Genomic DNA, 25,976 nt, shown 5'->3' with positions numbered 1-25,976 from the left:
ACTTGGGGTTGTTGATTCTCTGTCATTCACCTGATTTTTTTCTTTCGAACTGTAATAATTTATCCACTTCTTTCGTCTGAACATTCAAACTCAAAAAATCATCACAATACGACGGCTCTGCGTCCTGCACTTGTTGTAGTTTGCGCATATTATAATCGACCTGAGCTTCGTTTATTACGGTGACTTACTATACACTTACCCAATACATGTCACGCCCTAAGAGATGAGTCATGACACAAATTAATGCAAGTATTCAGTCATCAGATATATCAGGGAAAGCTATTTTTCATGATGCCGGTTTTATTGAATCCCTGAGAAGGCAAATGGTGAAATTTGCCATTTTACAAATCCAGGATGAGCATCTGGCCGAAGATGCAGTTCAGGAAGCCATCATCGCCGCTTACCAACACATCGATAAATTTGAACGTCAGGCTGCCTTAAAAACATGGATTTTTGCCATATTGAAAAACAAATTAATTGATTTACTGAGAAAGGAAAAACGCACGACAGCAGCCAGCCAGCTTGAGTCCGGTCATTGTTCTGATGGCTATTGTGGCCACGAAGAAGATCTCATGGAGCAACTCTTTACTAAAAACGGCCACTGGCATAAGCATGAACGTCCGGTGAAATGGCAGCAACCCGATTCCGGTATCGAAAGCGAACATTTCTGGCGGGTATTTGAAACCTGCCTGAACGCACTTCCGGAACGCTACAGCCGTCTGTTTATGATGCGGGAATTTCTCGAACTTGAGTCATCAGAGATTTGTCATAATGAAACCATTTCGGCCAATCATCTGAACGTTACTTTATACCGGGCACGCCTGAGACTCAGAGAGTGTCTGGAAAATAACTGGTACCTGCAGGAGAAATCATCATGAACTGTAAACAAGCAACCCGACTGCTTTCTGAACAAATGGAACGCTCGTTATCAGCCAGAGAAAAAATTGCACTTCGGGTCCATACTGCAATGTGTGCGGGTTGCAACCGCTTTGGCAGACAAATGAAAGATCTCAGAAATATTTCAATAAGTTATGTAAAAGAAAAAAATAATAACTCAGAAAAATAAAAAAATTTGGTTTCAGGTGTAATACTTTCATAGAGTCGCCCGTCGAATAATGGAATAAACAAACAATCTAGTGAGGAATACACCATGAATAAATCTACAGCATCTCTGGCACTTGCTTTAACAACTGCGGTTTCCCTTTCTGCTGCAACATTACCTGCACATGCAGGCGGCAAAGAAAAATGTTATGGCGTTGCGCTTGCAGGACAAAATGATTGTGCAGCCGGTCCGGGTACATCTTGCGCGGGGACTTCAAAAACAGATTATCAGGGCAATGCATGGAAGCTGGTTCCTGAAGGAACCTGCATGGACATGAAATCCCCGACCTCTCCGACTGGTCACGGTCAGCTCAAAGCATTTTAAGGTGACCTATGAGTCAGCCTGTTTTCATCAACGCCGGAGGCAGAACAGTGTCTCCGGTGTTCCCGGCACGATCCGGCGTGAGTCTGAAACCCTGCTATTTTCAGACCATTCTGGAAAACCGGCCTCAGGTCGGTTTTTTCGAAATACATGCAGAGAACTATCTGTCTCCGGGCGGACCTGCAATTCATTACCTTGAAAAAATCCGGGAACACTACCCAATCACGGTTCATGGTGTCGGGCTATCAATCGGCGGGAAAGCTCCGTTAGATCAAGCACATTTAGAGCGGGTGGCAAAGCTTGTGGAATGGATTAATCCTGTGGTTTTTTCAGAACACCTGGCCTGGTCGACTCACTCGGACCATTTCCTGAATGACTTACTTCCGGTGCCTTATACACAAGAAACACTACAACAGGTTTGTGATCATATTGATCAGATTCAGGAACGACTGCAGCGGGCCATACTACTTGAAAACCCTTCCACCTATTTCAGGTTCACTGAGTGCACCATGGATGAAAATACATTTATTCATCAAATCGTTCAGCGAACTGGCTGCCAGCTTTTACTCGACGTCAATAATGTTGAAGTGTCGTGCTTTAATCACAGACAGGACCCTTATGACTATATCCGTCATTTTCCACTCCGGGATGTCTCTCAAATTCATCTGGCAGGTTACGCATTAGACCAGAATGAAGCGGTGCCGCTCAAAATTGATGCCCATGATCGTGAGGTATCCGACGATGTCTGGCAACTCTATCAATACACCCTGGAATTATCCGGAGATCGGCCCACACTGATAGAGTGGGATGGGCAGCTGCCTGAGTTTGAAACACTGCGACTTCAGGCATGTCAGGCAGATCAAATCCGCCGGGATATCCAGATCAAACAACACGGAGGTCACCATGCAACATCACTTTAGTCAGTCAATTCTCCTTAATCAGGACGATATGCTGAAGTACATGGAAGCGCATTCGAGCCGTGAAAAAAAGATTCGTTTATCCATCTATCGTAATAATGTTTTCAGTTCGCTGACAGAAGCACTGGGAGAGATATATCCGGTTTGTAAAATGCTGGTTGGTTCACAATGTTTTGATGCACTGGCCTATCAATATATTCAAAAGAATCCACCATCCAGTCCGGTATTAAGTCAATATGGAGAAGGGTTTGCAAATTTTATCTCGCAATTTTCTGAATTAGCCACAGTACCTTATCTGAATGAGCTTGCCCGGCTGGAATATCAACTGCTGCAATTCACCCATGCCGCTGAAGACAAAACCATGTCACCGGAAGATATTCAGCAAAAGATCATGAGCTTCAATGATCCGACTCAGACGCAATGGGAACTGACAACTAATATTCTCCTGTGGAAAACAACTTATGCTGTAGGTGAAATTTATCACGCCCATAATTCAGAAACCGACAAAAGTTTAGCAACCATTCACTGGCAGGAACCTGAATATTTATTACTGACAAAAAATAATTTATATGGCCATTTCTATCAGGTTTCTGCAGAAGAGTGGCATATGCTGTCACAGTTCCTGCTTGGGCGTTCATTTTCGCAAGCATGTGCTCATCTCGATGAGGAAAGCTTATCCGGCATGTTCGCCAACATCATTCAAAAGCCGATCATCAAGGCGATCCATTACCTTCAGGGAGATTTACCATGCTAATCAATCCATTCAGAACCATTCTGAGCTCGCAATGGATAGAGTCAGTAGCGCTGTTTACCGGGCGATTTGCACTCGCTTCAGTATTCTGGCTTTCAGGCCAAACCAAAGTTGACGGATTTTCCCTGAATCTGATGATCCCCGGAAATATCCAGCTTGGCTGGCCGGTTTTAAAAGACAGTACCTTATATTTGTTCGAGCATGAATATAATCTGCCGTTTATCCCTTTCACACTGGCGGCGCAAATGGCGACTCTTGCCGAGCATGTACTTCCGGTATTATTACTGATGGGATTGATGACACAATTTGCAGCGCTGGGTATTTTCGTGATGACGCTGGTCATTCAGATATTTGTCTACCCGGATGCGTATGCAACTCACGCAACATGGCTTGCCCTCAGCTTAATCCTGATGATTCGGGGAGGCGGACAATTTGCGCTGGATTATTTATTTCCTTCGCGCAGAATCCCCTGATACCTGATACCTGATACCTGATACCAGTATAACCAACAAAAAAGCCGTGCGACGTAAAACGAAGCACGGCTTTATATGTTTTACTCCGGATTATTCAGACGCTGTGTCCACCGGCTCAACATCGATCCGGCTTACCCGCTGTAATCCCCTTGGCAACAGAGCACCACGCCGGCCTCGTTCTCCACGGAAATTGTCCAGATCTTCCGGTTTCAGACCCAGTTTACGTTTTCCGGCATACATCGTCATCGAGGCACCTTGCGGCAAAGCAATCAGGTGAGAGACAAACTCTTCCCGCTCTTTCGCTTTCGCCGCCGGAATATTGATGATCTTATTCCCTTTTCCTTTACTCAATTGCGGTAAGTCTTTAATCGGGAAAATCAACATCCGGCCCTGATTGGTAATCGCTACAATTTCATCTGTATCAAGGGATTCAACTACATGGGGTGTCATGACTTCTGCATTCGCAGGTAAATTGACCAAGGCCTTTCCACTGCGGTTTTTCGACAACAAGTCTGAACCTTTACACACAAATCCATACCCTGCATCGGAACCAACAAGCCATAATTGATCATCCTCACCCATGATGACCTGCCGGATCGTCGTCCCCTGAGCGATATTTAACCGCCCGGTAATTGGCTCGCCCTGTGATCGGGCTGAAGGCAAAGTATGAGCTTCCAGCGAATAAGACCGGCCGTCACTGCCAAAGAAGACCGCTTGCTGGTTACTTTTACCACACGCATGTGCCAGATAGCTGTCACCTGATTTATAATTCAGTCCTTCACAATCGACATCATGACCTTTTGCATGTCTGATCCAACCTTTATCAGAAAGCACCACGGTTACCGGCTCACTCGGGACCAGATCTCTTTCTGTCAGCGCCTTCGCTTCAGAACGCTCAACCAGCGGAGAACGACGATCATCGCCATATTTCTCAGCATCCGCTTTGATTTCTTTCTTCAACAACGTATTCAGGCGTCTTTCAGAACCGAGCAACTGTTCCAGTTTTTGCCGCTCTTTTTCCAGTTCATCCTGCTCACCGCGAATCTTCATCTCTTCCAGCTTCGCCAGATGGCGTAAGCGGGTATCCAGAATAGCATCAGCCTGAATCTCTGTGATACCAAAACGGGACATCAGAACGGCTTTTGGTTCATCTTCAGTCCGGATGATCTCAATCACCTCATCCAGATTCAGGTAAGCAACCAGTAAACCTTCGAGAATATGCAGTCTCTTCAGCACATTATCGAGACGATGTTGCAAACGTTTTCTGACAGTCGTCCGGCGGTATTCAATCCATTCAGATAAAATCTGAACCAACCCTTTTACCTGCGGGCGCTTATCCAGACCAATCATGTTGAGATTCACCCGAAAGCTTTTCTCCAGATCTGTAGAAACAAACAGATGATCCATCAAAACATCACAGTTTTCCCGTTTTTTCGCCGGTACGATAACAATCCTGGTCGGGTTTTCATGATCCGATTCATCACGCAGATCTTCAACCATTGGTAATTTTTTTGCCCGCATCAGGTTGGCAATCTGCTCCAGCAATTTAGCGCCGGAAACCTGATGTGGCAGCGATGTAATCACAATATCACCGCCTTCTTTATGCCAGACGGCCCGCATTTTGATACTGCCCCGGCCCGTGCGGTAAATTTTTTCAATATCATTCTGTGGCGTGATGATCTCTGCTTCAGTCGGATAATCAGGCCCCTGCACAAACTGCATGATATCCGGCAGTTCAGCTTTCGGCTGATCAATCAGATGAATGGTCGCATCTGCGATTTCCCTGACATTGTGCGGAGGAATATCTGTCGCCATCCCGACCGCAATACCGGTGACCCCATTCAAGAGAATGTGGGGCAGTCGTGCCGGTAGCATCTGAGGTTCACGCATGGTGCCATCAAAGTTAGGCTGCCATTCAACCGTTCCCTGTCCAAGTTCACCCAGCAACAGTTCAGCAAACTTAGATAATTTGGCTTCGGTATAACGCATGGCTGCGAATGATTTCGGATCATCCGGTGCCCCCCAGTTTCCCTGACCATCAACCAACGGATAACGATACGAGAACGGCTGAGCCATCAGAACCATGGCTTCATAACATGCAGAATCACCGTGTGGGTGATATTTACCTAAAACATCACCCACAGTACGGGCAGATTTTTTATACTTTGACGAAGCGGATAAACCCAGCTCCGACATCGCATAAATGATTCGCCGCTGAACCGGCTTAAGACCATCGCCAATGTATGGCAAAGCCCGATCCATGATGACATACATAGAATAATTAAGGTAAGCATCTTCGGTAAACTTTCGTAACGGCAGCTGCTCTACGCCGTCATAACTGATTTCTGTCGCCATAATTTCTATACCTCAGCCAGATCGCCATTATTTTGTAACCATGAGCGACGATCATCAGCCCGCTTTTTACCCAGCAGCATATCCATCATTTCATTGGTTGCTTCTGAATCATCAATAGTCAGCTGGACCAGACGCCGGGTATTCGGATCCATCGTTGTCTCACGCAACTGAAGCGGATTCATTTCGCCCAGACCTTTAAAGCGCTGTACATTTATTTTTGCTTTTTTCTTGCTTAAACGCTCAAGAATGCCATCTTTTTCCTGGTCATCCAGTGCATAAAAAACTTCTTTGCCACAATCAATCCGGTAGAGTGGCGGCATTGCCACATAAACATGACCTTCACGCACCAATGCGCTGAAATGGCGGGTAAATAACGCACACAAGAGCGTGGCGATATGCAGTCCATCGGAATCTGCATCAGCCAGAATACAGATTTTTCCGTACCGTAGCTTTTCAAGATCATCACTATCCGGGTCAATTCCAAGCGCAACAGAAATATCATGTACTTCCTGCGAGGCAAGCACCTGGTCAACAGAAACTTCCCACGTATTCAGAATTTTTCCACGAAGCGGCATAATCGCCTGAAACTCACGATCCCGAGCCTGTTTGGCACTTCCGCCCGCAGAGTCCCCTTCCACCAGGAAGAGTTCTGTTCTGCTGAGATCCTGTACCGTACAATCCGTCAGTTTGCCGGGTAAAGCTGGTCCGGAAGCAACTTTTTTCCGGACTACTTTTTTGCTGGCACGCATTCTGCGGTGTGCGTTGGCAATACAGGACTCAGCAAGTAACTCAGCAACCTGAGGCTTCTCATTCAGCCACAAACTAAACGCATCTTTCACCACGCCAGAAACAAATGCAGCTGACTGCCGTGACGACAATCTTTCTTTTGTTTGTCCGGCAAATTGAGGATCCTGCATTTTCACGGAGAGCACATAAGAACAACGCTCGAAGATATCATCCCCCGTCAGTTTGACACCACGGGGTAGCAAATTCCGGTATTCACAAAACTCACGCATGGCATCCAGCAATCCCTGACGTAAACCATTCACGTGGGTTCCGCCGGAAGGGGTCGGAATCAGGTTGACATAGCTTTCCGTGATCAATTCACCGCCTTCAGGCTGCCAGATCACCGCCCAGGTTGCGGTTTCTGAGTCTCCGGAAAACTCTCCGGTAAAAGGATCTTCAGGCAATAATGGATACCCTTTGACACCATCAGCAAGGTAATCTTTCAAACCATCTTCGTAAAACCAGCGGTAGCTCTCCTGATTCACTTTATCTTCAAAAGTAATCTCAAGCCCCGGACATAACACGGCTTTTGCCCGCAAATTATTGACCAGACGGGTCACTGAAAAATTCGCAGAATCAAAATAAGTTGCATCCGGCCAGAAATGCACCCGGGTTCCTCTGGCCCGGCGACCACATGTTCCGGTTACCGTCAGGTCAGACACTTTATCACCGTGTTCAAAAGCAATTTCGTAGACTTGACCATCCCGCTTCACACTGACTTCAACGCGTTTGGATAAAGCGTTAACGACCGAAATACCAACACCATGCAGCCCACCGGAAAACTGGTAATTCTTATTCGAGAATTTTCCGCCGGCATGTAATTTACACAGGATCAGCTCAACGCCGGACACCTTCTCTTCCGGGTGAATATCAACAGGCATACCCCGCCCGTCATCAATCACTTCCAGAGACTGATCTGCATGAAGGATCACCTGGACTTTAGTCGCGAATCCGCCTAACGCTTCATCGACACTGTTATCGATGACTTCCTGGCCTAAGTGATTGGGTCGTACCGTATCCGTATACATGCCCGGCCGACGACGTACTGGCTCTAAACCATTAAGAACTTCAATGGCCCCAGCATTATATTGTTCAGTCATATTTCGGAATGCTTATACTCAATGATTTAAAATTTTGCTGTCAGGATATACCTTTTCAGGTCAAATATCCCAATGAATCTTTTTCCGGACCACCGAAACAGCCGGAGAAAAACACAAGCATAGTCTGGAAGAGAATACCATCTGTCAAGGAGTGAGGTTAACTCCTGTAACAATTTATGACATTTCCCTCATGTTTATGGTGAATGTAAACTGAAATGTGCTTCGGCTCAAAAAGCACCCCTCATGCAAAAACAAAATTAAAAGCTACAGCGCCAGAAATTGCAAAATAGTGCCGCAATGACGTTCAAAACCAACAAAACTATGGTCTCCGCCCTCTTCCACAATTTGTTTTGAGTGAGACATTTTTGCGACAGCCTGCCGATAGTCCAATACCTCATCACCGGTTTGCTGCAGCAATAAAAACTGGTCAGGAGACTGAATATCACTCACATCAAGCGAGCGTAACTCGTCAATATGATGGGGGGCCAGAAAATAATGTTCATGAGTATATGGATTGACCTGTTCTCCAAGATAGTCCACCAGCAACTCATAGGGACGAACCGCAGGGTTGACCAAAACAGTTTTCAGCTGAAACAGAGAGTTAAGCCAAATGGACATATATCCACCTAACGAGCTGCCAACCAAACCAATATGATACTCATGCTGATATTGCCCGATCAAAGCAGAAAGATAGTTGACGGCTTCAAGAGGAAAAACCGGTAACTTTGGCGTCACCACTTTAATGTGTGGGTAGTGTGTCCGGCAATATTGCGTCAGTATCGTTGCTTTCTGAGATTTGGGAGAACTGTTGAAGCCATGAATATACAACAGCATTGAAGATTTTTGCTTCATCGATATTAATAACCGTTCGCACTGAAATCTGGTAAAAACAACCCGTTTTCCAGACGGCTGACACAAGTCGTCAGCTGGCCGTCAGGATGTAACTCAAGCTCACGCCAGCCAGGAGACACAGGATCTAAAGAAAATTCATCAGAACCAGGTTTGAACTGGACACATGTCGAAGGGGTTGACATGACTTTGACCCCATAATAATCGCGTTCCATGACCTGATGAACATGACCGCACAAAATCGCTTTGACGTGAGGGTAGCGATGAATGATTTGCCAGAATTTATCCCGGTCTTTCAAAGAATGCTGGTCAAGCCATGCACTCCCGACCAGCAGAGGATGATGATGTAACAGAACCAAAGTATGTTTGTCAGAGGTCCGGGATAACACCTCATCCAGATAAGCCAGTTGTTCATCGGAAACACGCCCGTGAGGGACGCCTGTCACCTGCGAATCAAGTAGTACGATTTGCCAGTGCGCACCAATTTCAACATGCTGAGGCTGGAAAATTTGCGGACTGGGCAGAACATGACTCATTAAAGATTTTTCGTCATGGTTACCCGGAAGCCATAAGCAAGGCTTCTTCAGGTCTTTAATCCCATCAGCAAAACGCTGATACGAAGCATCCGTATGATCCTGAGAAATATCACCAGTTGCGAGAATTGCCTGAAACTCAACATTTCTGCCGATAATTTCTTCGACAACAGTTTTGAAGCTATCCGCTGTGTTGACACTCAATAAGCACCCTTCATCTGACGAAAAAAGATGAGTGTCGGTAATCTGAATGAGCTTGACAGTTTCACCTGGTTCAGAATAAAGCGATATATCCAAATCTACGCACCTGTTTCTATCTTTATTTAAACGGACTTCGTTTAAGACGGCCTTCATTTAAGACCGGCTGTTTCCCAATGTGATGGGTGCCCGGCTTATTCCAAATTTAAGACAAAATGTCAGCCAGTCCCCTAAAAAACGATTGATCTGGGCTTTTTCATCTTTCTGAGCCATGTTCTTGTTTGGGTAATCATAACGGGATTTAAACTGATACATCTGCTCAGTCTGGCACACTTCTGCAACACGGGCATCGTGGTACAGCCTGACAGACATTGTGGGCAATGGAAATACTGTCACTTCATCACTTTGACAAATTTTAACCAGAGTCGTGAATTTTGTGATTTCTATCACTTCAAGTTGATACCTGACACATTGAGCCTGATAACAACGGATGTCATCAACTTCAGGATCTGATAGTAACAATGCATTCAGCTTTGCATAGTTTGTTTCATAGACCCGCATCAACTCAGGCAAATCAACATGATAAGCTCTTTGTGTGACTATTCCTGCCATTGCTCCCTGATCTCTCTCCGGTTTAATTCCAGCCATTGCAGGGCAATAATCGAAGCCCCGTTTTCAATTCTGCCATTTCTAACCCAGTCGTAAGCCTCTTCCCGGCTGACCACATGGACCTGAATATCCTCATCTTCATCATCAAGCCCGTGAATACCATTTGCCAAAGAGGCATCAATTTCGCCGATGAAGACATCCAGTATTTCGTTGCAACCTCCGGATGACGGATAATAAGACGTTATTTTCTCGAGGCGCTGAATATCCATTCCTGCTTCTTCAACAGCCTCACGTCTGACTAATGCTTCCGGCGACTCATTCTCTTCAACAATACCGGCAACAATCTCAAGCTGCCATGGATGATCGTGCTCTAAAGCCCCTACCCGGATTTGTTCGATTAATACAACCTGATCGGTCCGGGGATCATAGGGAAGAACTGCTGCCGCTCTTTTTCTCAGAAACAATTCCCGCTCGACAACCCTGCTCCATCCACCCTCAAACTTTCTATATTTGAAATAATACTTCACCATTTTGAAAAAGCCGTGAAAGAGTGTCTCTTTTTTGACCACATCCAAATCTTTAGCAGAAAACTGCCCAGGAATATTTTTAGGTGATTGCATATGCCATTTTCTCCGACGAAGTGCATTAGTTTAACCATATACCACACCAAACCAAGGATACAGCTCAACTTTTTGTATAATTTTTATAATTTTTTTTAAAATAAAATAAATCATTTACTATACAGCTGGATAATTAACTGGAAAAATAGCAAACTAACGAACTAATTTTTTTTAATTTAAGTTAAACTGTCGTACGCAACCTCAGATACTATTGTAAAAATAGGAATGAACAATGAAGAAACGGCTCCATCTATGCATCGGTATTGCCCTGAGTAGTATAGTGACCTCTGTTTGGGCAGATACTCTTGCTGATATTTATGAATTAGCGAAACACAATGATACACAAGTGCTTCGCGCTGCTGCAGAAAGAGACGCTGCCTACGAGGCTATTCAGTCAACCCGTGGAGACCTGCTCCCTCAAATTAATCTGTCTGCCGGTTACAACATCACTAACAGTAATATCACCGCCGGTGACAGTTCCCGGTTTACCGGAAGCGTCGCACTATCCCAAACGCTCTATAACCGTTCGAGCTGGATCAACCTTGATACCGCAGAAAAGAATGCCAGACAGGTTGATTCTCAATATGCATCGACACAACAAAACCTGATTTTACGGGTCGCGAATGCATACTTCGAAGTTTTAAGAGCCAAAGATAACCTTGCATTTGTCCGGGCAGAAAAAGCCGCAGTATCCAGACAGCTGGAGCAGACCAAACAGCGTTTTGAGGTGGGTTTATCCGCCATTACAGATGTTCACGATGCTCAGGCACAATTTGATAGTGTATTAGCAGATGAAGTACTGGCTGAAAACAGTCTGATCAACAGCTACGAAGCTATACGGGAAATTACCGGCGAAGAGCACAAAGATTTAAGCTCTCTTGATACAAACCGCTTCTCAGCCAAAAAAATTAGTGAAACCGTCGAAAAACTGCTCAAAGATGCACAAACGAAAAATTTATCGTTGCTGACTGCACGTATCAGCCAGGATATTGCACGGGATAAAATAAAACTGGCTGATTCCGGTAATCTGCCAACGTTGTCACTTAATGCAAACTACAATTTGCTGAAAGAGTACAACGATAAAAACACTTATTATGATGTTTATGATCCTGCTAATAATTTAAGTCTGGGATTAGATTTATCTGTGCCTTTGTATACAGGTGGAAGAATTACATCAGAGACTAAACAGGCAGAATACGGTTTGGTTCAGGCAAGTGAACAACTTGAAGCGACTTACCGGAGTGTTGTGAAAAGTGTCAGGGCAAATTATAACAATATTAATGCATCGATTGGCGCAATACGTGCTTATAACCAGGCACTGATATCTGCAAAATCAGCTTTGCAGGCAACCGAAGCAGGGTTTGAAGTGGGAACCCGGACTATCGTTGATGTTCTGGATTCAACCCGCAGACTTTATAATGCGAAGAAAAACCTTTCTGATGCACGTTATGATTATATTATCAGTGTATTACAACTGAGACAGTCTGTCGGTACACTGAACGAACAGGATATCGTTGATATCAATGCAGGACTGAAGAAATAAATAACTTTCCTGATTTTAAACTAAAAAGCCAGTCGAAAGACTGGCTTTTTATTGACGAAAACAGAAAACAATTGATACTAATTCCGCTTATACCAATCTGGAAAATAAACGGATCATCTGGATGTGTCTGGTGGAGCAAACAAACTGCACAGCAAGTGCTGAAGCACAACAAACTTGTTTCAGGTAAAACGGCGACTAACTGACCTCACCTTTGATGGCATTGATAATCTCAGTCGTTGAACATCCATCTTCAAAATTAAGTACCCGGACTTCTCCCCCCGCCTGAATCACTTCTTTTCCGCCTGCTATTTCTTCAGGACGATAATCGCCACCTTTCACTAATAAATCCGGCAGTACTGATGCAATCAACCGCTGTGGTGTATCTTCACTGAATGGAACAACCCAGTCGACCGCACCTAAACCTGCCAGCACAGCCATGCGGCGTTCAGTCGTGTTCACCGGACGTCCCGGACCTTTCAAACGTTTTACGGAGTCATCCGTATTGACGGCGACAATCAAACGATCACCCAGGCTGGCAGCATGATTCAGGTAAGAGACATGTCCGGCGTGAAGAATATCAAAACAACCATTGGTCATCACAACGGTTTCACCACAGGCCTGAGCTTTTTTCACGACCTCAATCAGTGATTTCTCATTAATCACACCAAAATCAGTATCCTGACTGCCGTTAACAGCCTCAGCGAGTTCAATGGTAGAAACCGTTGAGGTTCCCAGTTTTCCAACCACAACACCAGCCGCTGCATTTGCCAGAGCACATGCCTCATCGAGTGGTTTTCCGGCAGCGACAGATGCAGCCAGAACAGAGATAACTGTATCTCCGGCACCTGTTACATCGTAGACTTCCTTCGCCTGCGTCGGCAAATGAAAAGGGGCTTCATCACGTCTCAACAGTGTCATCCCATGTTCACTGCGGGTGACCAGCAATGCTTCAAAATCATAGGTTTTGATCAGCTCAAGGCCCTTTTCAACCAACTCTTCCTCAGAGGCGACTTTACCAACAACCAGTTCAAACTCTGTCATATTGGGCGTTAAAAGTGTTGCGCCACGATATCGTTCAAAATCAGCCCCTTTGGGATCGATAAATACCGGCACACCGGCCTGACGGGCTTTTTGAATGAAGTGCTGCACATGTTCTAATGCCCCTTTCGCATAATCAGACAAAACGACCGATTTGACATCTGGCAGTTTTTTCTCCATCCGGGAAAGAATCAGTTCAGGATCGGTATTTTGGAACTTATCTTCAAAATCAAGCCGGATGAGTTGCTGTCCGCGGCTTAAAACCCGTAATTTAGTGATTGTCGGGTAATCTTTTAAAGCCACAAAATCACAATTCACATTGAGTGATGTCAGCTTTTCACTTAACACAGATGCGGGTTCATCATCGCCGGTTAATCCGATAATGTTCGCATGTCCACCCAGAGATGCGATATTCATCGCAACATTCGCAGCACCACCGGGACGCTCTTCATTATTCTCTACTTTCACAACCGGCACCGGTGCCTCTGGTGAAATCCGCCCGGTTGGCCCATACCAATAGCGATCCAACATCACATCACCAACAATTAATACTCCGGCCTGGCTGTAATCAGGTAGAATGGGCTTCATCAATTCTCTCCATTGTCATCTATGTTGCACAGTCTATCACAGCCGGATTCCCGGCTAAACTGTGTCACTACAGTCTGTCGTTCTGAACTTTCAGTTAAAAATCTTTGTAATTCAATTAGTTTAACATCTGATATACGTCAATTATCCAGGCTATCGTCAGGGGTTGTTGACCTGGGTTCTTCAAACCACTGTTTCCATGCATGAATCACAGACTCTCTTTCCGGCAGCAGTTTATCTTCTTTGACATCCGCATCGAGATTTAACAAATTACGCCGGTGAATTTGATCCCGTAAAGTGGTGTAGGCTTCAGTCAACCTCTGAGCCTGTGTCTGATCTATAAGATTCACCGTCATCAGTGACTCAAAAATCCGGACATTATCCGACCAGTCTGTCAGTGAGGGATACTCCGCGCTATAGCGCAATACAAGATACTGAGCCAGAAATTCAATATCAGTAATTCCGCCCGGATCTTGTTTAATCATAAAGCGCCCGGATTTTTTAGCAGATAAATGCTGTCGCATTTTATCTCTCATATTGACCACTTCTTTTTTCAGCTCAGATTCATCTCTCGTCATACTCAATACCTGATGGCGTACTCCAGAGAAAGCAGCTTTCAGTTCTGAATCACCATAAATCACCCGGGTACGGACCAGAGCCTGATGCTCCCAGGTCCAGGCCTCCTGATTCTGATATTCTCTGAATGCATCGACTGTGGTGACCAACAGACCAGAAGCTCCGGATGGCCGGAGACGGGTGTCTACCTCATATAGAATTCCGGAAGCAGTCCGGACAGAAAATATGTGAATAATTCTCTGAGCAAGACGCAAATAAAACTGGCGTCCATCGATTTCCTTTTGCCCGTCAGTATATACGTCGGAAGGACAATCATGCATGAAAACAAGGTCAAGATCAGAGTTGTACCCCAATTCCCATCCACCGACTTTGCCATAACCAATCACCGCAAACCCATTTCCCTCACGCTGACGCAGATGAGTGGGTTCACCATATTTTTCTGTCAGTTGCTTCCATGCCTGCTGAACGACCGCTTCAACAATCGCTTCAGCCAGATAAGTTAAGTGATCACTTACTTTCATGACGGGAAGGACACCCGCAATATCAGCGGCCGCAATCCGGAGCAAACAGATTTGCTTAAACTGTCGCAACGCTTCCATTTGCTGTTCCATATCATCTTCAGGAATACGGGCCAGAAAATCGCGTAACTCATGCCTGTAATGCGCCAGAGGAACCGGATTATACAAATGTTGCGGATCAAGCAACTCATCCAGCAGGACCGGATAACGGCTAAGCTGCTGTGAAATCATCGGGCTGGCGGTACATAATTTCACCAGTTGCATCAGAGCCCCCGGATACTCATCAAGGAGTTCAAGATACGTTGTCCGGGTAACGATTTTTTGTAAAAACGATAAAACCCGGGGTAACCCAAATCGTGAATCAGGATGAGAAAAAATCGCCTGAAATACTTTGGGCATCAGGTGAGTCAGTACTTCCCTGCCTCTGGGACCTAATGTTTTTCTGGCCAGATCCGATTTAAATCCACAAATAGTCTCTTTGATTTCAGCTTGTTCAGCACCATCAAACTCCTGAGCAACAATTTCATCAATCACTTCAGGGCGGCCAGCCATATTCCACAACTCACAATAAACACCGGCAACCGGGCAATCCGGAGCATGTTCATCTTCGCCAATAAGATGAATGAAAACCTGATTCACACGCGACATATGCTGCTCTGTTTTTTGTAGCAAATCTTCCCATGAATCAAGGTTCATTGCTGTCACCAAACGAATTTGTGAAAGCAGGTCGTCGGGCAGTGTCTGTGTTTGTTTATCTGCAATTGCCTGAAGTAAATTTTCCAGCCGGCGGAGAAACTGATACGCATTCCTTAAATGTTCTGCTTCATGAGAACTGAGTAAACCAAGAGATTCAATCGCATCCAAAGTTTCGGCTAATCCCCGGCGACGAAGCGTGGGTTCACGGCCTCCGCGAATCAGCTGAAATGACTGGATAATAAATTCGATTTCACGAATTCCGCCAGCGCCAAGCTTGATATTGTTGGTCAGACCACGCCGGCGGACCTCACTTTGAATCATGGCTTTCATCCGGCGCAGCGCCTGAATTGCACTAAAATCAATATAACGACGAAAGACAAATGGCCGCAACATCTGACGAAGTTGTCGGTAACAGGCGTACATTTCCCGCCCCATGACACGGGCCTTCACCATCGCATAACGTTCCCACTCCCTTCCCTGCTCCTGGTAATAATCTTCAAGCGCAGCAAAACTCATCACCAGTGGTCCGCTGTCACCAAATGGCCGCAACCGCATATCCACGCGATAACAAAAGCCATCCGCGGTATGTTGGTCCAGGCTTTTGATAATTCGCTGACCTAAACGGGTAAAAAACTGAGCATTTGAAAGAGACTTACGTGCTCCCTGAGTTTCACCATTTTCAGGGTAGGTAAAAATTAAATCGATATCAGAAGAAAAGTTCAGTTCCGCACCTCCCAGTTTCCCCATTCCAATGATAAGCATCGGCTGCGCTTCTCCCTGGGCATCACATGGCGTTCCCCATGAATCACAACATAATTTATATTGCCACTGATACACTTCAAAAATCATCGCCTCAGCCAATGCCGAAAGGTGAGAAAGACTTTCCTGAAGCGTCCAGTTTCCGAGAAAATCCCGCCATGCGATGTAAACCATTTCCCGGTTACGATAATGGCGTAGTAACGGATAACCTGCCTGTTCTTCAGAAACCAGAGCCAGGATGGATTGAAGCTGTTCACGGTATTGATGCAAACGGGAAGAGTCTGCGATGACAGAAGGAAATTCCCTGCAAAGCTGTTCATCCCGAATCAAAGCATCAAAAATAAAGTCACTCAACCCAAGCACATATCTGAGTTGTTCAAGTAAATCATCTTGCCATTCCATGACTTCAGGATACTTTTCGGTTAATTGCAGATAGTTTTTGTCAGATAGCGCTCTTAGTTGAGGTGATAATTGCATAAATGGCCTTTGTTTGTACGGATAACGCAAATCTTGTCTTTGCCACGATCCGCCATCTATTCAATTGATAAGCCAGATCGGGGCAATCCATTGTCATGATAGATTATTTTTTTATCCAAATGACCTCAAGATGTACGTTCAGCGAAAATTGACTGGATATAAAACAATAAACGCCCATGATAAATGGGCGTTTCAGACACGAATACAAGGCGTATTCACACTTTAAAAGAAGAGATTTTGCCATCCAGCTCTTCGGCATTTCCCTGCATAATTTCAGAGGTTTCCAGCAATTCTCCGACAACGGTCACAGATGCTTCAACAAGCTCTCTGACATTAGTCAGATTTTGGTTCATTTCTTCCGCAACACTACTTTGTTGCCCCGCAGCTGAAGCAATCTGAAAATTCATATCATTTATCTGCTGAATTTGCGCCACGATGCTGTCCAGCTCACTACCGGCATTGGTCACCAGCGCCACACCATCGGCAGCTTCGACGACACTCTTTTCCATCAAGTTGACCGCTGAGCCCGCACTTTGCTGAAGCTGTTCAATCATGTTCTGAATTTCAACCGTCGCATGCTGCGTATTCTGCGCCAGATTACGGACTTCATCAGCAACGACTGCGAAACCACGTCCCGCTTCTCCGGCTCTGGCAGCTTCAATCGCAGCATTCAGTGCCAGCAAATTGGTCTGCTCCGAAATTCCCTGGATCGTGCCTATGACACTGCTGATTGCATTGACTCTCTCTTCTACCTGATTGACCGCTTCAGCAGATTCCGCAATATCTGAAGATAAATCCCGCATTTTTAAGACAGTCTCTTTCACAAATTCCTGCCCGGTTTTTGCACCCGATGAGGCATTTTCAGTTAATGCAGAAGCATTTTGCGCATGCTCTGCGACGGTATGAACCGTCGATGTCATCTCACTCATCGCCGTCGCAAGTTGATCAATTTCATTAAACTCATCCTGAGCTGATTCTTTTGTTTCAGACATACTGATTGTCATCACTTCAGTCAAACCGGCCAGCTCCTGAGAGCTTGATACCTGTAACTTGATCAGTTCCTGTAACTGACTGCGTGTTTTTTCCAGTTCCCGGGCAATGTCGCCATATTCGTCTTTACAGTCGAGATTCACCGGTTCTGATAAATCACCACTTGCCATGGTCCGAATTGATGCACTGATATAGCGGGTCTGGCGCAACATAATATTGGCAGCAAAAAGCAGCAGAGCAATAAAAATGATGATTAATATGAGCGTCTGCCAAACAACCTGAACCAGATAGGCTTCATAATGTTGTTCTGCAATATCTACACTTTTTGTCACTTCTACCAGTGCCTGATAAAATGAGTTTGCATCCCATAATTGTTTTGCAATGATCAATAACGTGCTGAAAAGCATCAGCATGATCATTTTAGGAACCAGCCGGACATCAGTAACGATCTTTTCCCAGGGCCTGAAAGCCATTATTGTCATTTTAGTTCTCCATTTATCCCTATTTTTTGATTACCCGTATTACTCAATTAAAAGAGCATTATTTTATTTATTTTTTTGAATTAACTTCTCATTATGTAACCGCACACAGCATAACAGACTTCCCGGTTAAACAGCATGAAGGTCATCAAGAACGACAAGTTTCTATACTTGTTTGTGATCAACATCTTACAAATTTTACAAAGATGTTATATTTATTCTAGCGTGATAAATTGCATATTTTGTAATTTATTTCACGCCTTAAAAGATTTAATGAGTAAAATAGTGATGAAACTGACAAAAACACAAATAAAAAAGAGATGAAATCATCATCTCTTTTTTATTTGTTTATGCCATCAACTGATAAATTAGTGACTTTTCCAGTATGGTGAAGCTTCCATACCAATAGCTCGTGTTTGCTCCATGGCATGCAAAATAGAAGATTGTTGACGGGACACCCAACGTTGCAGCTGTTCTTTAGACTCACCCTCAAGTTTATCTACAAGCTCTTCAAGCGGTTTCAGCATAAGTAAGTCATCGATCCCCTGTAATAAGTCAGCCCAGGGTAACCTGAAAGATTGTCTTTCTTCTTCATCATAGAGACTGGCAAAACTAATCCCTGTATACAGATTGCGCATTAAACAATACTGTTGAGCCTGATAATCTTCACAGGAAAGTGCTTTTTCAGCTGGAAAGACAACCTTTAATTCCTGCCATGTTTGCTCCAGTTTCTCTGCAGAAAAAGGCTTAATGGCCCCAGCCAGTATGTCCTGAGATTTCTCATCCAGAAATGGCTGCCAACCACGGCTGAGAATCCAGCGGTTCAGGTCCAGAATTAAAGCCGTGTACCGGGCAGAGTGGAACAATTTCAGCATATCCTCAACCGATGGAAGTTTTTCATGCCGTCGCTTCAGTTCCGCAACTAAAAACTTTCTCGCATCCAGTTTACGTAGTGCATGGCCTTTATCTTCCAGCAGATTATCCAGATAATCAGAGAGTTTCAGCCAGTTCAGCTCTTGTTCAAGCCATTTTAATTCCTGACGGATAATCGCCGTTGCCCGTTTCGGTACAACATCAGAATAAACCGCAAGCACCTGCCGGGTTAAGCAAATCGCATGATTTATTTCATGTAAAGCCGCAATTGAATGCTGCTCTACATAAATCTGTTCATGATAAGTCCAGTGAGATAATGCATACTCGAGAGACTGAATAAAGCAGGATTCAACACTGTCAGAATAGTGCGTATCAACCAGTGAAACAGGCTGCACCTCATCGGTTTTATGTCCGTAAACCAGACGATATCCTCTTGCAGCTTTACTGAGCATCCCCAACCGGGCTCCACCATCTTCTGTGATTGTTCGTGCTAATGAAAACAGAGCCTCTGTCTGACCCGATTTCAGCTCAAGTTCAACTTCACAAATAGGCTCTTCTTTATCACCGGCAATCACTTTTCCCTGATCAAAAGCGACTTCAATCTGACTCCCTTCAGACATCCCAAGCAGCCACTGCTCGCGGGTAAAATCAGTTGTAAATAGTGGTTTTAATTCAGACTGGATTTGCTCTGTTGTGCGGCCTTCCGGCCAAATATCCTGAGGATGAAGAGATAATAATGGCGTGTTACTGTCATGTTCGGCATTGTATTCCGGTCGTTGATGAAGTCCGGCGACAACACGCCCCGACGTTTTCACCGTCTGAACATAAACTCCATCAAATCGTCGTATCCTAAGCCCTGTATCATGTTGGCGTAACCAGTTATCGTGTGTATCAAAATAAGTATTTTGCAGTTCACGACAACTGTGCTGAAGTACTTTCGCTTCAGAAATTTTACGCTTTAAAATCTCTGAATATTCAGGAGAAACAAAAAACTTCAGTTCTATCTCGGTTTCCATAACAATACCTTTCGTGGCAGATAGCCACAGGATATTGCCAATTGAGCACATGGGCAAGAAGGAAATATCACATCATTCGTGATCTAAAACAGTTTTAAAGCACGAAGTAATGAGTTAACATGCGCGCCTCTATAGCCAATGTTCAACATTTCACCACGATTAACGTTTGTTGAACATTTTTTGAAGGTTATAAGTCTGGATGACGTTAACATGCCAATGAATACAATTATGGGGTTATTTGCAAAGTCCCCAATAAAGCCTTTGCAAAGACATGTTGTGTGTGTGAGTGAGTGTTGTTCTCACCTGGTCAATTTTTTCGAAGTCACCTTTCAGGATGATTGGGAAAAAGCTTCAGAGATTCGCGCGCAAATTTCTCACCTGGAAAAAGAAGCAGACGTCCTGAAACGGGAGATTCGTCTGAAACTTCCCCGGGGACTTTTCCTGCCGGTCGACAGGACCGATATGCTTGAACTGCTGACTCAGCAGGATAAACTGGCGAATCTTGCAAAAGACATCACAGGCCGGGTTTACGGTCGTCAGCTTGTCATTCCTGAACCACTTCAAAGTAGTTTCATTGATTATGTCAAGCGATGCCTTGATGCAGCTAATCAGGCTCAAAAGGTGATCAGTGAACTGGATGAGCTGCTCGAAACCGGGTTTAAGGGACGGGAAGTAACGCTTGTTGCAGAGATGATCAATCAACTTGATGTCATCGAAGATGACACTGATGCAATGCAAATTCAGTTACGCCAACAACTTATGTCTATTGAGTCAAAATATAACCCAATAGATGTCATGTTCTTATACAAAATCATTGAGTGGATGGGTGGTATTGCCGATCAAGCTCAGCGGGTAGGCGCACGTTTAGAGCTGATGCTGTCCCGTTCCTGACCAATCAATCAACCATAACAAAGAGCATGAGACTGACAACATAGTCGAGAGTTAAGTGTGTCTCGGTCGCAGAACGGGACGTACAAACAAGTCGCGTGCTCCGCTTGTTAAAATAACTAGGTATTACAATGGATATCCTTGCAAATTACGGCACTATTTTGGTCCTTGTTGCAGCAGTCTTCGGATTTCTTATGGCCATAGGTATTGGTGCAAATGATGTTGCAAATGCTATGGGCACCTCTGTCGGTTCTAAAGCTCTGACCGTAAAACAAGCTATTTTCATTGCGATGATTTTCGAATTCGCCGGTGCTTATCTCGCTGGTGGCGAAGTGACGGATACAATTCGCAAAGGCGTAATTGAAACCGATTTGTTTATCAGCCAGCCGGATATTCTGGTCTTCGGCATGATGTCATCTCTGCTGGCTGCCGGAACATGGTTATTACTGGCTTCGTATATGGGTTGGCCGGTTTCTACAACTCACTCAATCATCGGTGCAATTATTGGTTTTGCGTGTGTCACAATAGGCACAGATGCTGTTGACTGGGCCTCAGTTCAGGGCATCGTTGGCAGCTGGATTATTACACCGGTCATCTCGGGCTTTTTTGCCTATATTATTTTTGTCAGTGCACAGCGGTTGATATTTGATACAGAAAATCCTCTGATGAATGCCAAGCGCTTTGTACCGATATATATGTTCATTACTACCATGGTCATTGCTTTGGTCACCATCAAGAAAGGCCTGAAGCATGTAGGTCTGCACTTAACAACACCTGAAGCATGGCTTTGGGCTATGTTTGTCTCAGCGATCATCATGGTTGGCGGATACATTTACATCTTTAAGAAGTTCTCAGACAAGGAAGAAGATCGCAGCTTCAACAGCGTAGAAAGCATTTTCAGTGTTCTGATGGTGATTACAGCTTGTGCGATGGCTTTTGCACACGGCTCAAACGATGTAGCGAACGCAATTGGTCCATTATCTGCTGTTGTTTCAACGGTACAACATATGGGCGAAATCACTGCAAAAAGTGAAATTCAGTGGTGGATTTTACCGCTGGGTGGCTTTGGTATTGTTGTTGGTCTGGCGACATTGGGACATAAAGTCATGAAAACTGTTGGTACGGGAATCACAGAGTTAACCCCAAGCCGCGGTTTTGCTGCACAGCTTGCTACAGCATGTACAGTTGTTCTGGCTTCCGGAACAGGTTTACCGATCTCAACAACACAAACATTGGTTGGTGCCGTTTTAGGTGTGGGTTTTGCCAGAGGCATCGCAGCATTAAACCTTGGGGTCGTGCGTAACATTGTCGCATCCTGGATAGTCACATTGCCTGCTGGCGCTTTATTAGCTGTCATCTTTTATTATGCGCTGGAAAAACTATTTATCTGATTGACACTGTCAATGATTTGTCAGAGACATGTGATTATTAACTCAAATTTGCATAAAGGGAGGCAAAGCCTCCCTTCATTGTTGCACCATTCCAAGAAAATTTTTACTATTCATAAAAATCTTTTCCGCTTTCCAATATATTTCGCTTAAGGGTTTACCGTGAAAAAACTGATCATCATGTTGCTGCTTTCTCTCCTGACGATGCCTTCGTTTGCCCGGGATTACTATATCGCAGATAAATTATTCACCTATATGCATTCTGGTCCAAGTAACCAATACCGAATTATAGGCAGTGTCGATGCCGGTGAAAAAATTCAGCTGATTAAGTCCAACAAAGAGACCGGGTATAGTGAAGTTGTTGATACCCGCGGGCGCAAAGGCTGGGTTCAGAATAAATTCATTACATCAACCGAAAGTATGGCTTCACGTTTGCCCCGGCTTGAAGAAGAGCTGGCCAACGTGAAGCAACTGCTCGCTGATGCTGAGAAAAAAACGAATCAGGAAAAGGCCGGATTGGTTGATTCACTGAATGTCCGGAATAAACAGATATCTGAGCTCGAAACCAATTACAGTGAAATCAGCCAGAAACTGACGACATCTCAAAGTGAAGTCCGTCAGCTCAGAGCCAAGCTTGATACTCAGGAAGAAGATTTACTAATGAAGTATTTCATGTATGGTGGCGGCGTCGCTTTTGCTGGCATTCTGTTTGGTATGTTACTTCCTCACATCGTACCTAAACGTAAAAAGTCCCGTTCAGACTGGGTATAAAGTGAAACGTTTTACGACCAAAAGGCCACAAGTGATGGCCTTTTTGTGTTTTATACCTCAACCAGGAATGCAGGATTCAGCATGCAGATTTATCTTGTTGGTGGGGCTGTCCGGGACAGCTTACTTGGTATTCAGGTGCATGACCGGGACTGGGTTGTCACCGGCAGTACACCGGAAGAAATGAAAGCACTGGGGTATCTCCCCGTCGGAAAAGACTTCCCGGTATTCTTACACCCGAAAACGAAAGAAGAATACGCACTGGCAAGAACAGAAAAAAAATCAGGCACCGGTTATAAAGGGTTTGATTGCTTTTTTGCGCCGGATGTCAGCATTGAAGATGATCTGATGCGTCGCGACTTAACCATCAATGCCATTGCAAAAACAAAACAGGGTTCCCTGATCGACCCATATCAGGGGAAGCAGGATATAAACACCCGCACTCTCCGTCATGTATCAGACGCATTTGCAGAAGACCCGGTCAGAGTACTCAGAGTCGCCCGGTTTGCAGCAAAACTGGCTAGTCTCCAATTTACGGTTGCGCCTGAAACAATGGCGCTAATGAAACAAATGGCCAGGTCAGGTGAGCTCGCCCATCTGACTCCGGAACGTGTTTGGCTGGAGTTCACTAAAGCCCTTGCAACAGAAAACCCACAGATATTCCTGTCGGTGCTCCGGGAGTGTGGCGCACTTGCTGTTATTTTTCCGGAAATCGATCCATTGTTTGATGTCCCGGAACCACAAAAATCACACCCGGGAACAGGAACCGGGAATCATGTGTTAAGGGTTGCTAAAAAAGCGGCGGCGCTGACTGACTCTCTTCCGGTCAGATTCGCAGCCATCGTGCATGATTCAGGGAAAGGTATAGCGCCTGAAAATGAATGCTTTTTCCATAAAAATACCCAACAAACCGGACTAAAACAGATTCAATCACTCTGTGAAAGAATTAAAACGCCAACGGAATATCGTGATTTAGCATTGCTGGTCTGCGAGCACCATTCTGGTATCCATCAGATTGAAGAATTAGAAGCAGAAGCCATTTTAACAATTCTCAATCAAGTCGATGTCTGGAGAAAGCCACAGCGATTGAATGATATGTTGCTGTGCTGCCAGGCTGATTTTCAGGGAAGAGCGCAATGTGACGAGAAAGCATACCCACAAAAGGAATTAGCAGAAAGAGCTTACAAAGCGGCACAGGCAATCAATATTCAGGAAATAGTCAAAGCCGGGTTTCAGGGGAAAGCAATCAGGGAGGAATTGAACCGGAGAAGAACCGAAGCCACCAGGAAAGAAATGGAAGATGCTCGCTATTGCGGACAATCGACAGATAACAATCAAAAAAAATAAAGGGGCATCCGGACATATTGGATGCAACCAACAGACACTAAAAAAGCGCCTTATCAAAGGCGCTTTTTTCACATCAGGTTAAACAATTAAGCCTGACCTTTCACTTCTTTCAAACCGTTGAATGGCGCACGTTCACCCAGCGCTTCTTCAATACGGATCAACTGGTTGTACTTAGCAACACGGTCAGAACGGCTCATCGAACCAGTTTTAATTTGACCTGCAGCAGTACCAACAGCAAGATCAGCAATTGTTGCATCTTCTGTTTCACCAGAACGGTGAGAGATAACCGCTGTATAGCCAGCGTCTTTAGCCATCTTGATTGCAGCCAGAGTCTCAGTCAGAGAACCGATCTGGTTGAATTTAATCAGGATAGAGTTCGCAACACCTTTCTCGATACCTTCTTTCAGGATCTTGGTGTTGGTTACAAACAGGTCGTCACCAACCAATTGCAGTTTGTTACCCAGAAGTTCAGTCTGGTGCTTGAAGCCATCCCAGTCAGACTCGTCAAGACCATCTTCGATAGAAACGATTGGGTACTGGTTAGCCAGCTCTTGCAAGTAAAGGTTGAACTCTTCAGAAGTGAAGATTTTACCTTCGCCTTTCATGTTGTAGTTACCAGCTTCTTTGTCGTAGAACTCAGAAGCAGCACAGTCCATCGCCAACGTTACATCTTTACCCAGAACATAGCCTGCTTTTTCAACAGCTTCTTTGATAGCAGCCAGTGCAGCAGCGTTAGACTCAAGGTTAGGCGCAAAACCACCTTCATCACCAACAGCTGTGTTCAGACCTTTACCTTTCAGAACTTTTGCCAGGTTGTGGAATACTTCAGCACCGATACGCAGTGCTTCTTTCAGAGTTTTTGCGCCAACAGGCTGAATCATGAATTCCTGGATATCAACGTTGTTATCTGCGTGCTCACCACCGTTGATGATGTTCATCATTGGTAAAGGCATAGAAAACTGACCCGGAGTACCGTTTAATTCTGCAATGTGCTCATAAAGCGGCAGACCTTTCGCAGCAGCAGCTGCTTTCGCATTTGCAAGAGATACAGCCAAAATTGCGTTTGCACCAAATTTTGATTTGTTTTCAGTGCCATCTAAGTCGATCATCACTTGGTCGATGTCAGCTTGTGCTTTTGCATCTTTACCAACCAAAGCTTCAGCGATAGGACCGTTGACAGCTTCAACTGCTTTTAATACGCCTTTACCCAGGAAACGTGACTTATCGCCATCACGCAATTCCAGCGCTTCACGAGAACCAGTTGATGCACCAGATGGTGCAGCAGCCATACCTACGAAACCGCCTTCCAGGTGAACTTCTGCTTCGACAGTTGGATTACCGCGAGAATCAATGATTTCACGACCCAGAACTTTAACGATCTTAGACATTAATGTTTCCTCTCTTTGAATTTAAATGTCAAA

The 25,976-nt window shown here is 44.8% G+C and carries 22 protein-coding genes; 11 read left to right on the top strand and 11 right to left on the bottom strand.

The genetic code is table 11. The features are described from left to right. Positions 1–230 precede the first annotated feature (230 nt). From OCV29_RS03270 to OCV29_RS03245, 6 genes are all read left to right on the top strand, one after another. Positions 231–878, top strand: a complete 648-nt coding sequence (locus OCV29_RS03270) for an RNA polymerase factor sigma-70 (protein ID WP_073603418.1) — start codon at positions 231–233, stop codon at positions 876–878. Further along, entirely contained in the window at positions 875–1,066 is a 192-nt protein-coding gene (locus OCV29_RS03265) for a zf-HC2 domain-containing protein (protein ID WP_073603419.1), read from the top strand. The genes OCV29_RS03270 and OCV29_RS03265 overlap by 4 nt, the downstream gene beginning before the upstream one ends. Positions 1,067–1,150: 84 nt before the next feature. Beyond that, positions 1,151–1,426 (top strand): BufA1 family periplasmic bufferin-type metallophore, encoded by a 276-nt coding sequence (locus tag OCV29_RS03260; protein WP_073603420.1) that lies wholly within the window; start codon positions 1,151–1,153, stop codon positions 1,424–1,426. An 8-nt stretch (positions 1,427–1,434) separates the two neighbouring features. After that, on the top strand, positions 1,435–2,343 hold the full coding sequence (gene bufB, locus OCV29_RS03255) for an MNIO family bufferin maturase (protein WP_261887365.1): 909 nt from the start codon (positions 1,435–1,437) through the stop codon (positions 2,341–2,343). After that, the gene (locus tag OCV29_RS03250; protein WP_073603422.1) at positions 2,327–3,094 is read left to right on the top strand and encodes an HvfC/BufC N-terminal domain-containing protein; all 768 of its coding nucleotides are present in this window, start codon (positions 2,327–2,329) and stop codon (positions 3,092–3,094) included. Before bufB ends, OCV29_RS03250 begins: the two co-directional genes overlap by 17 nt. Next, entirely contained in the window at positions 3,088–3,564 is a 477-nt protein-coding gene (locus tag OCV29_RS03245; protein ID WP_073603423.1) for a DoxX family protein, read from the top strand. Before OCV29_RS03250 ends, OCV29_RS03245 begins: the two co-directional genes overlap by 7 nt. Positions 3,565–3,654: 90 nt before the next feature. Here OCV29_RS03245 and parC read toward each other — a convergent pair whose 3' ends face one another. The 6 genes from parC to nudF form a co-directional block, all read right to left on the bottom strand. Next, positions 3,655–5,919 (bottom strand): DNA topoisomerase IV subunit A, encoded by a 2,265-nt coding sequence (gene parC / locus OCV29_RS03240; protein WP_073603424.1) that lies wholly within the window; start codon positions 5,917–5,919, stop codon positions 3,655–3,657. Positions 5,920–5,924: 5 nt separating this feature from the next. Next, positions 5,925–7,805, bottom strand: coding sequence for a DNA topoisomerase IV subunit B (gene parE, locus OCV29_RS03235; protein ID WP_073603425.1), 1,881 nt, complete (start codon positions 7,803–7,805; stop codon positions 5,925–5,927). A 264-nt stretch (positions 7,806–8,069) separates the two neighbouring features. Then, positions 8,070–8,657, bottom strand: coding sequence for an esterase YqiA (yqiA, locus tag OCV29_RS03230; RefSeq protein WP_073603426.1), 588 nt, complete (start codon positions 8,655–8,657; stop codon positions 8,070–8,072). Positions 8,658–8,662: 5 nt separating this feature from the next. Beyond that, positions 8,663–9,484 carry a 3',5'-cyclic-AMP phosphodiesterase gene (gene cpdA / locus OCV29_RS03225; RefSeq protein WP_073603427.1) on the bottom strand — a complete coding sequence of 274 codons (822 nt, stop codon included), beginning with the start codon at positions 9,482–9,484 and terminating at the stop codon, positions 8,663–8,665. 57 nt (positions 9,485–9,541) lie between these two features. Then, on the bottom strand, positions 9,542–9,997 hold the full coding sequence (locus OCV29_RS03220) for a DUF1249 family protein (protein ID WP_073603428.1): 456 nt from the start codon (positions 9,995–9,997) through the stop codon (positions 9,542–9,544). Then, on the bottom strand, positions 9,985–10,614 hold the full coding sequence (gene nudF, locus OCV29_RS03215) for an ADP-ribose diphosphatase (protein WP_073603429.1): 630 nt from the start codon (positions 10,612–10,614) through the stop codon (positions 9,985–9,987). Before nudF ends, OCV29_RS03220 begins: the two co-directional genes overlap by 13 nt. A gap of 232 nt (positions 10,615–10,846) precedes the next feature. On the opposite strand from nudF, the gene tolC reads away from it, so the two are divergent. Then, positions 10,847–12,157 carry an outer membrane channel protein TolC gene (tolC, locus tag OCV29_RS03210; protein ID WP_073603430.1) on the top strand — a complete coding sequence of 437 codons (1,311 nt, stop codon included), beginning with the start codon at positions 10,847–10,849 and terminating at the stop codon, positions 12,155–12,157. 195 nt (positions 12,158–12,352) lie between these two features. Here tolC and hldE read toward each other — a convergent pair whose 3' ends face one another. The 4 genes from hldE to OCV29_RS03190 form a co-directional block, all read right to left on the bottom strand. After that, positions 12,353–13,783, bottom strand: a complete 1,431-nt coding sequence (gene hldE, locus OCV29_RS03205) for a bifunctional D-glycero-beta-D-manno-heptose-7-phosphate kinase/D-glycero-beta-D-manno-heptose 1-phosphate adenylyltransferase HldE (protein WP_073603431.1) — start codon at positions 13,781–13,783, stop codon at positions 12,353–12,355. A 137-nt stretch (positions 13,784–13,920) separates the two neighbouring features. Further along, positions 13,921–16,806 (bottom strand): bifunctional [glutamate--ammonia ligase]-adenylyl-L-tyrosine phosphorylase/[glutamate--ammonia-ligase] adenylyltransferase, encoded by a 2,886-nt coding sequence (gene glnE, locus OCV29_RS03200; protein ID WP_073603432.1) that lies wholly within the window; start codon positions 16,804–16,806, stop codon positions 13,921–13,923. Positions 16,807–17,021: 215 nt separating this feature from the next. Next, on the bottom strand, positions 17,022–18,278 hold the full coding sequence (locus OCV29_RS03195) for a methyl-accepting chemotaxis protein (RefSeq protein ID WP_073603433.1): 1,257 nt from the start codon (positions 18,276–18,278) through the stop codon (positions 17,022–17,024). Positions 18,279–18,643: 365 nt separating this feature from the next. Beyond that, a complete protein-coding gene (locus OCV29_RS03190) occupies positions 18,644–20,164 on the bottom strand; it encodes a CYTH and CHAD domain-containing protein (RefSeq protein ID WP_073603435.1) in 1,521 nt (506 codons plus the stop codon). Positions 20,165–20,374: 210 nt separating this feature from the next. Here OCV29_RS03190 and OCV29_RS03185 point away from each other — a divergent pair, with 210 nt between their 5' ends. From OCV29_RS03185 to OCV29_RS03170, 4 genes are all read left to right on the top strand, one after another. Further along, entirely contained in the window at positions 20,375–21,055 is a 681-nt protein-coding gene (locus OCV29_RS03185) for a TIGR00153 family protein (RefSeq protein WP_073603436.1), read from the top strand. 128 nt (positions 21,056–21,183) lie between these two features. Further along, entirely contained in the window at positions 21,184–22,443 is a 1,260-nt protein-coding gene (locus OCV29_RS03180) for an inorganic phosphate transporter (protein WP_073603437.1), read from the top strand. A 159-nt stretch (positions 22,444–22,602) separates the two neighbouring features. Further along, the gene (locus OCV29_RS03175) at positions 22,603–23,211 is read left to right on the top strand and encodes a TIGR04211 family SH3 domain-containing protein (protein WP_073603438.1); all 609 of its coding nucleotides are present in this window, start codon (positions 22,603–22,605) and stop codon (positions 23,209–23,211) included. A gap of 81 nt (positions 23,212–23,292) precedes the next feature. Next, entirely contained in the window at positions 23,293–24,555 is a 1,263-nt protein-coding gene (locus tag OCV29_RS03170; RefSeq protein ID WP_084193297.1) for a multifunctional CCA addition/repair protein, read from the top strand. Between the two features lie 86 nt (positions 24,556–24,641). On the opposite strand, the gene eno is transcribed toward OCV29_RS03170, so the two are convergent. Then, positions 24,642–25,943 carry a phosphopyruvate hydratase gene (gene eno, locus OCV29_RS03165; RefSeq protein ID WP_073603440.1) on the bottom strand — a complete coding sequence of 434 codons (1,302 nt, stop codon included), beginning with the start codon at positions 25,941–25,943 and terminating at the stop codon, positions 24,642–24,644. Positions 25,944–25,976 lie beyond the last annotated feature (33 nt).

This window comes from Vibrio aerogenes (assembly GCF_024346755.1).
GTDB classification, from domain to species: domain Bacteria; phylum Pseudomonadota; class Gammaproteobacteria; order Enterobacterales; family Vibrionaceae; genus Vibrio; species Vibrio aerogenes.
Note: the sequence above shows the minus strand (reverse complement) of the source record. Positions and strands in the feature narration are given on the sequence as shown.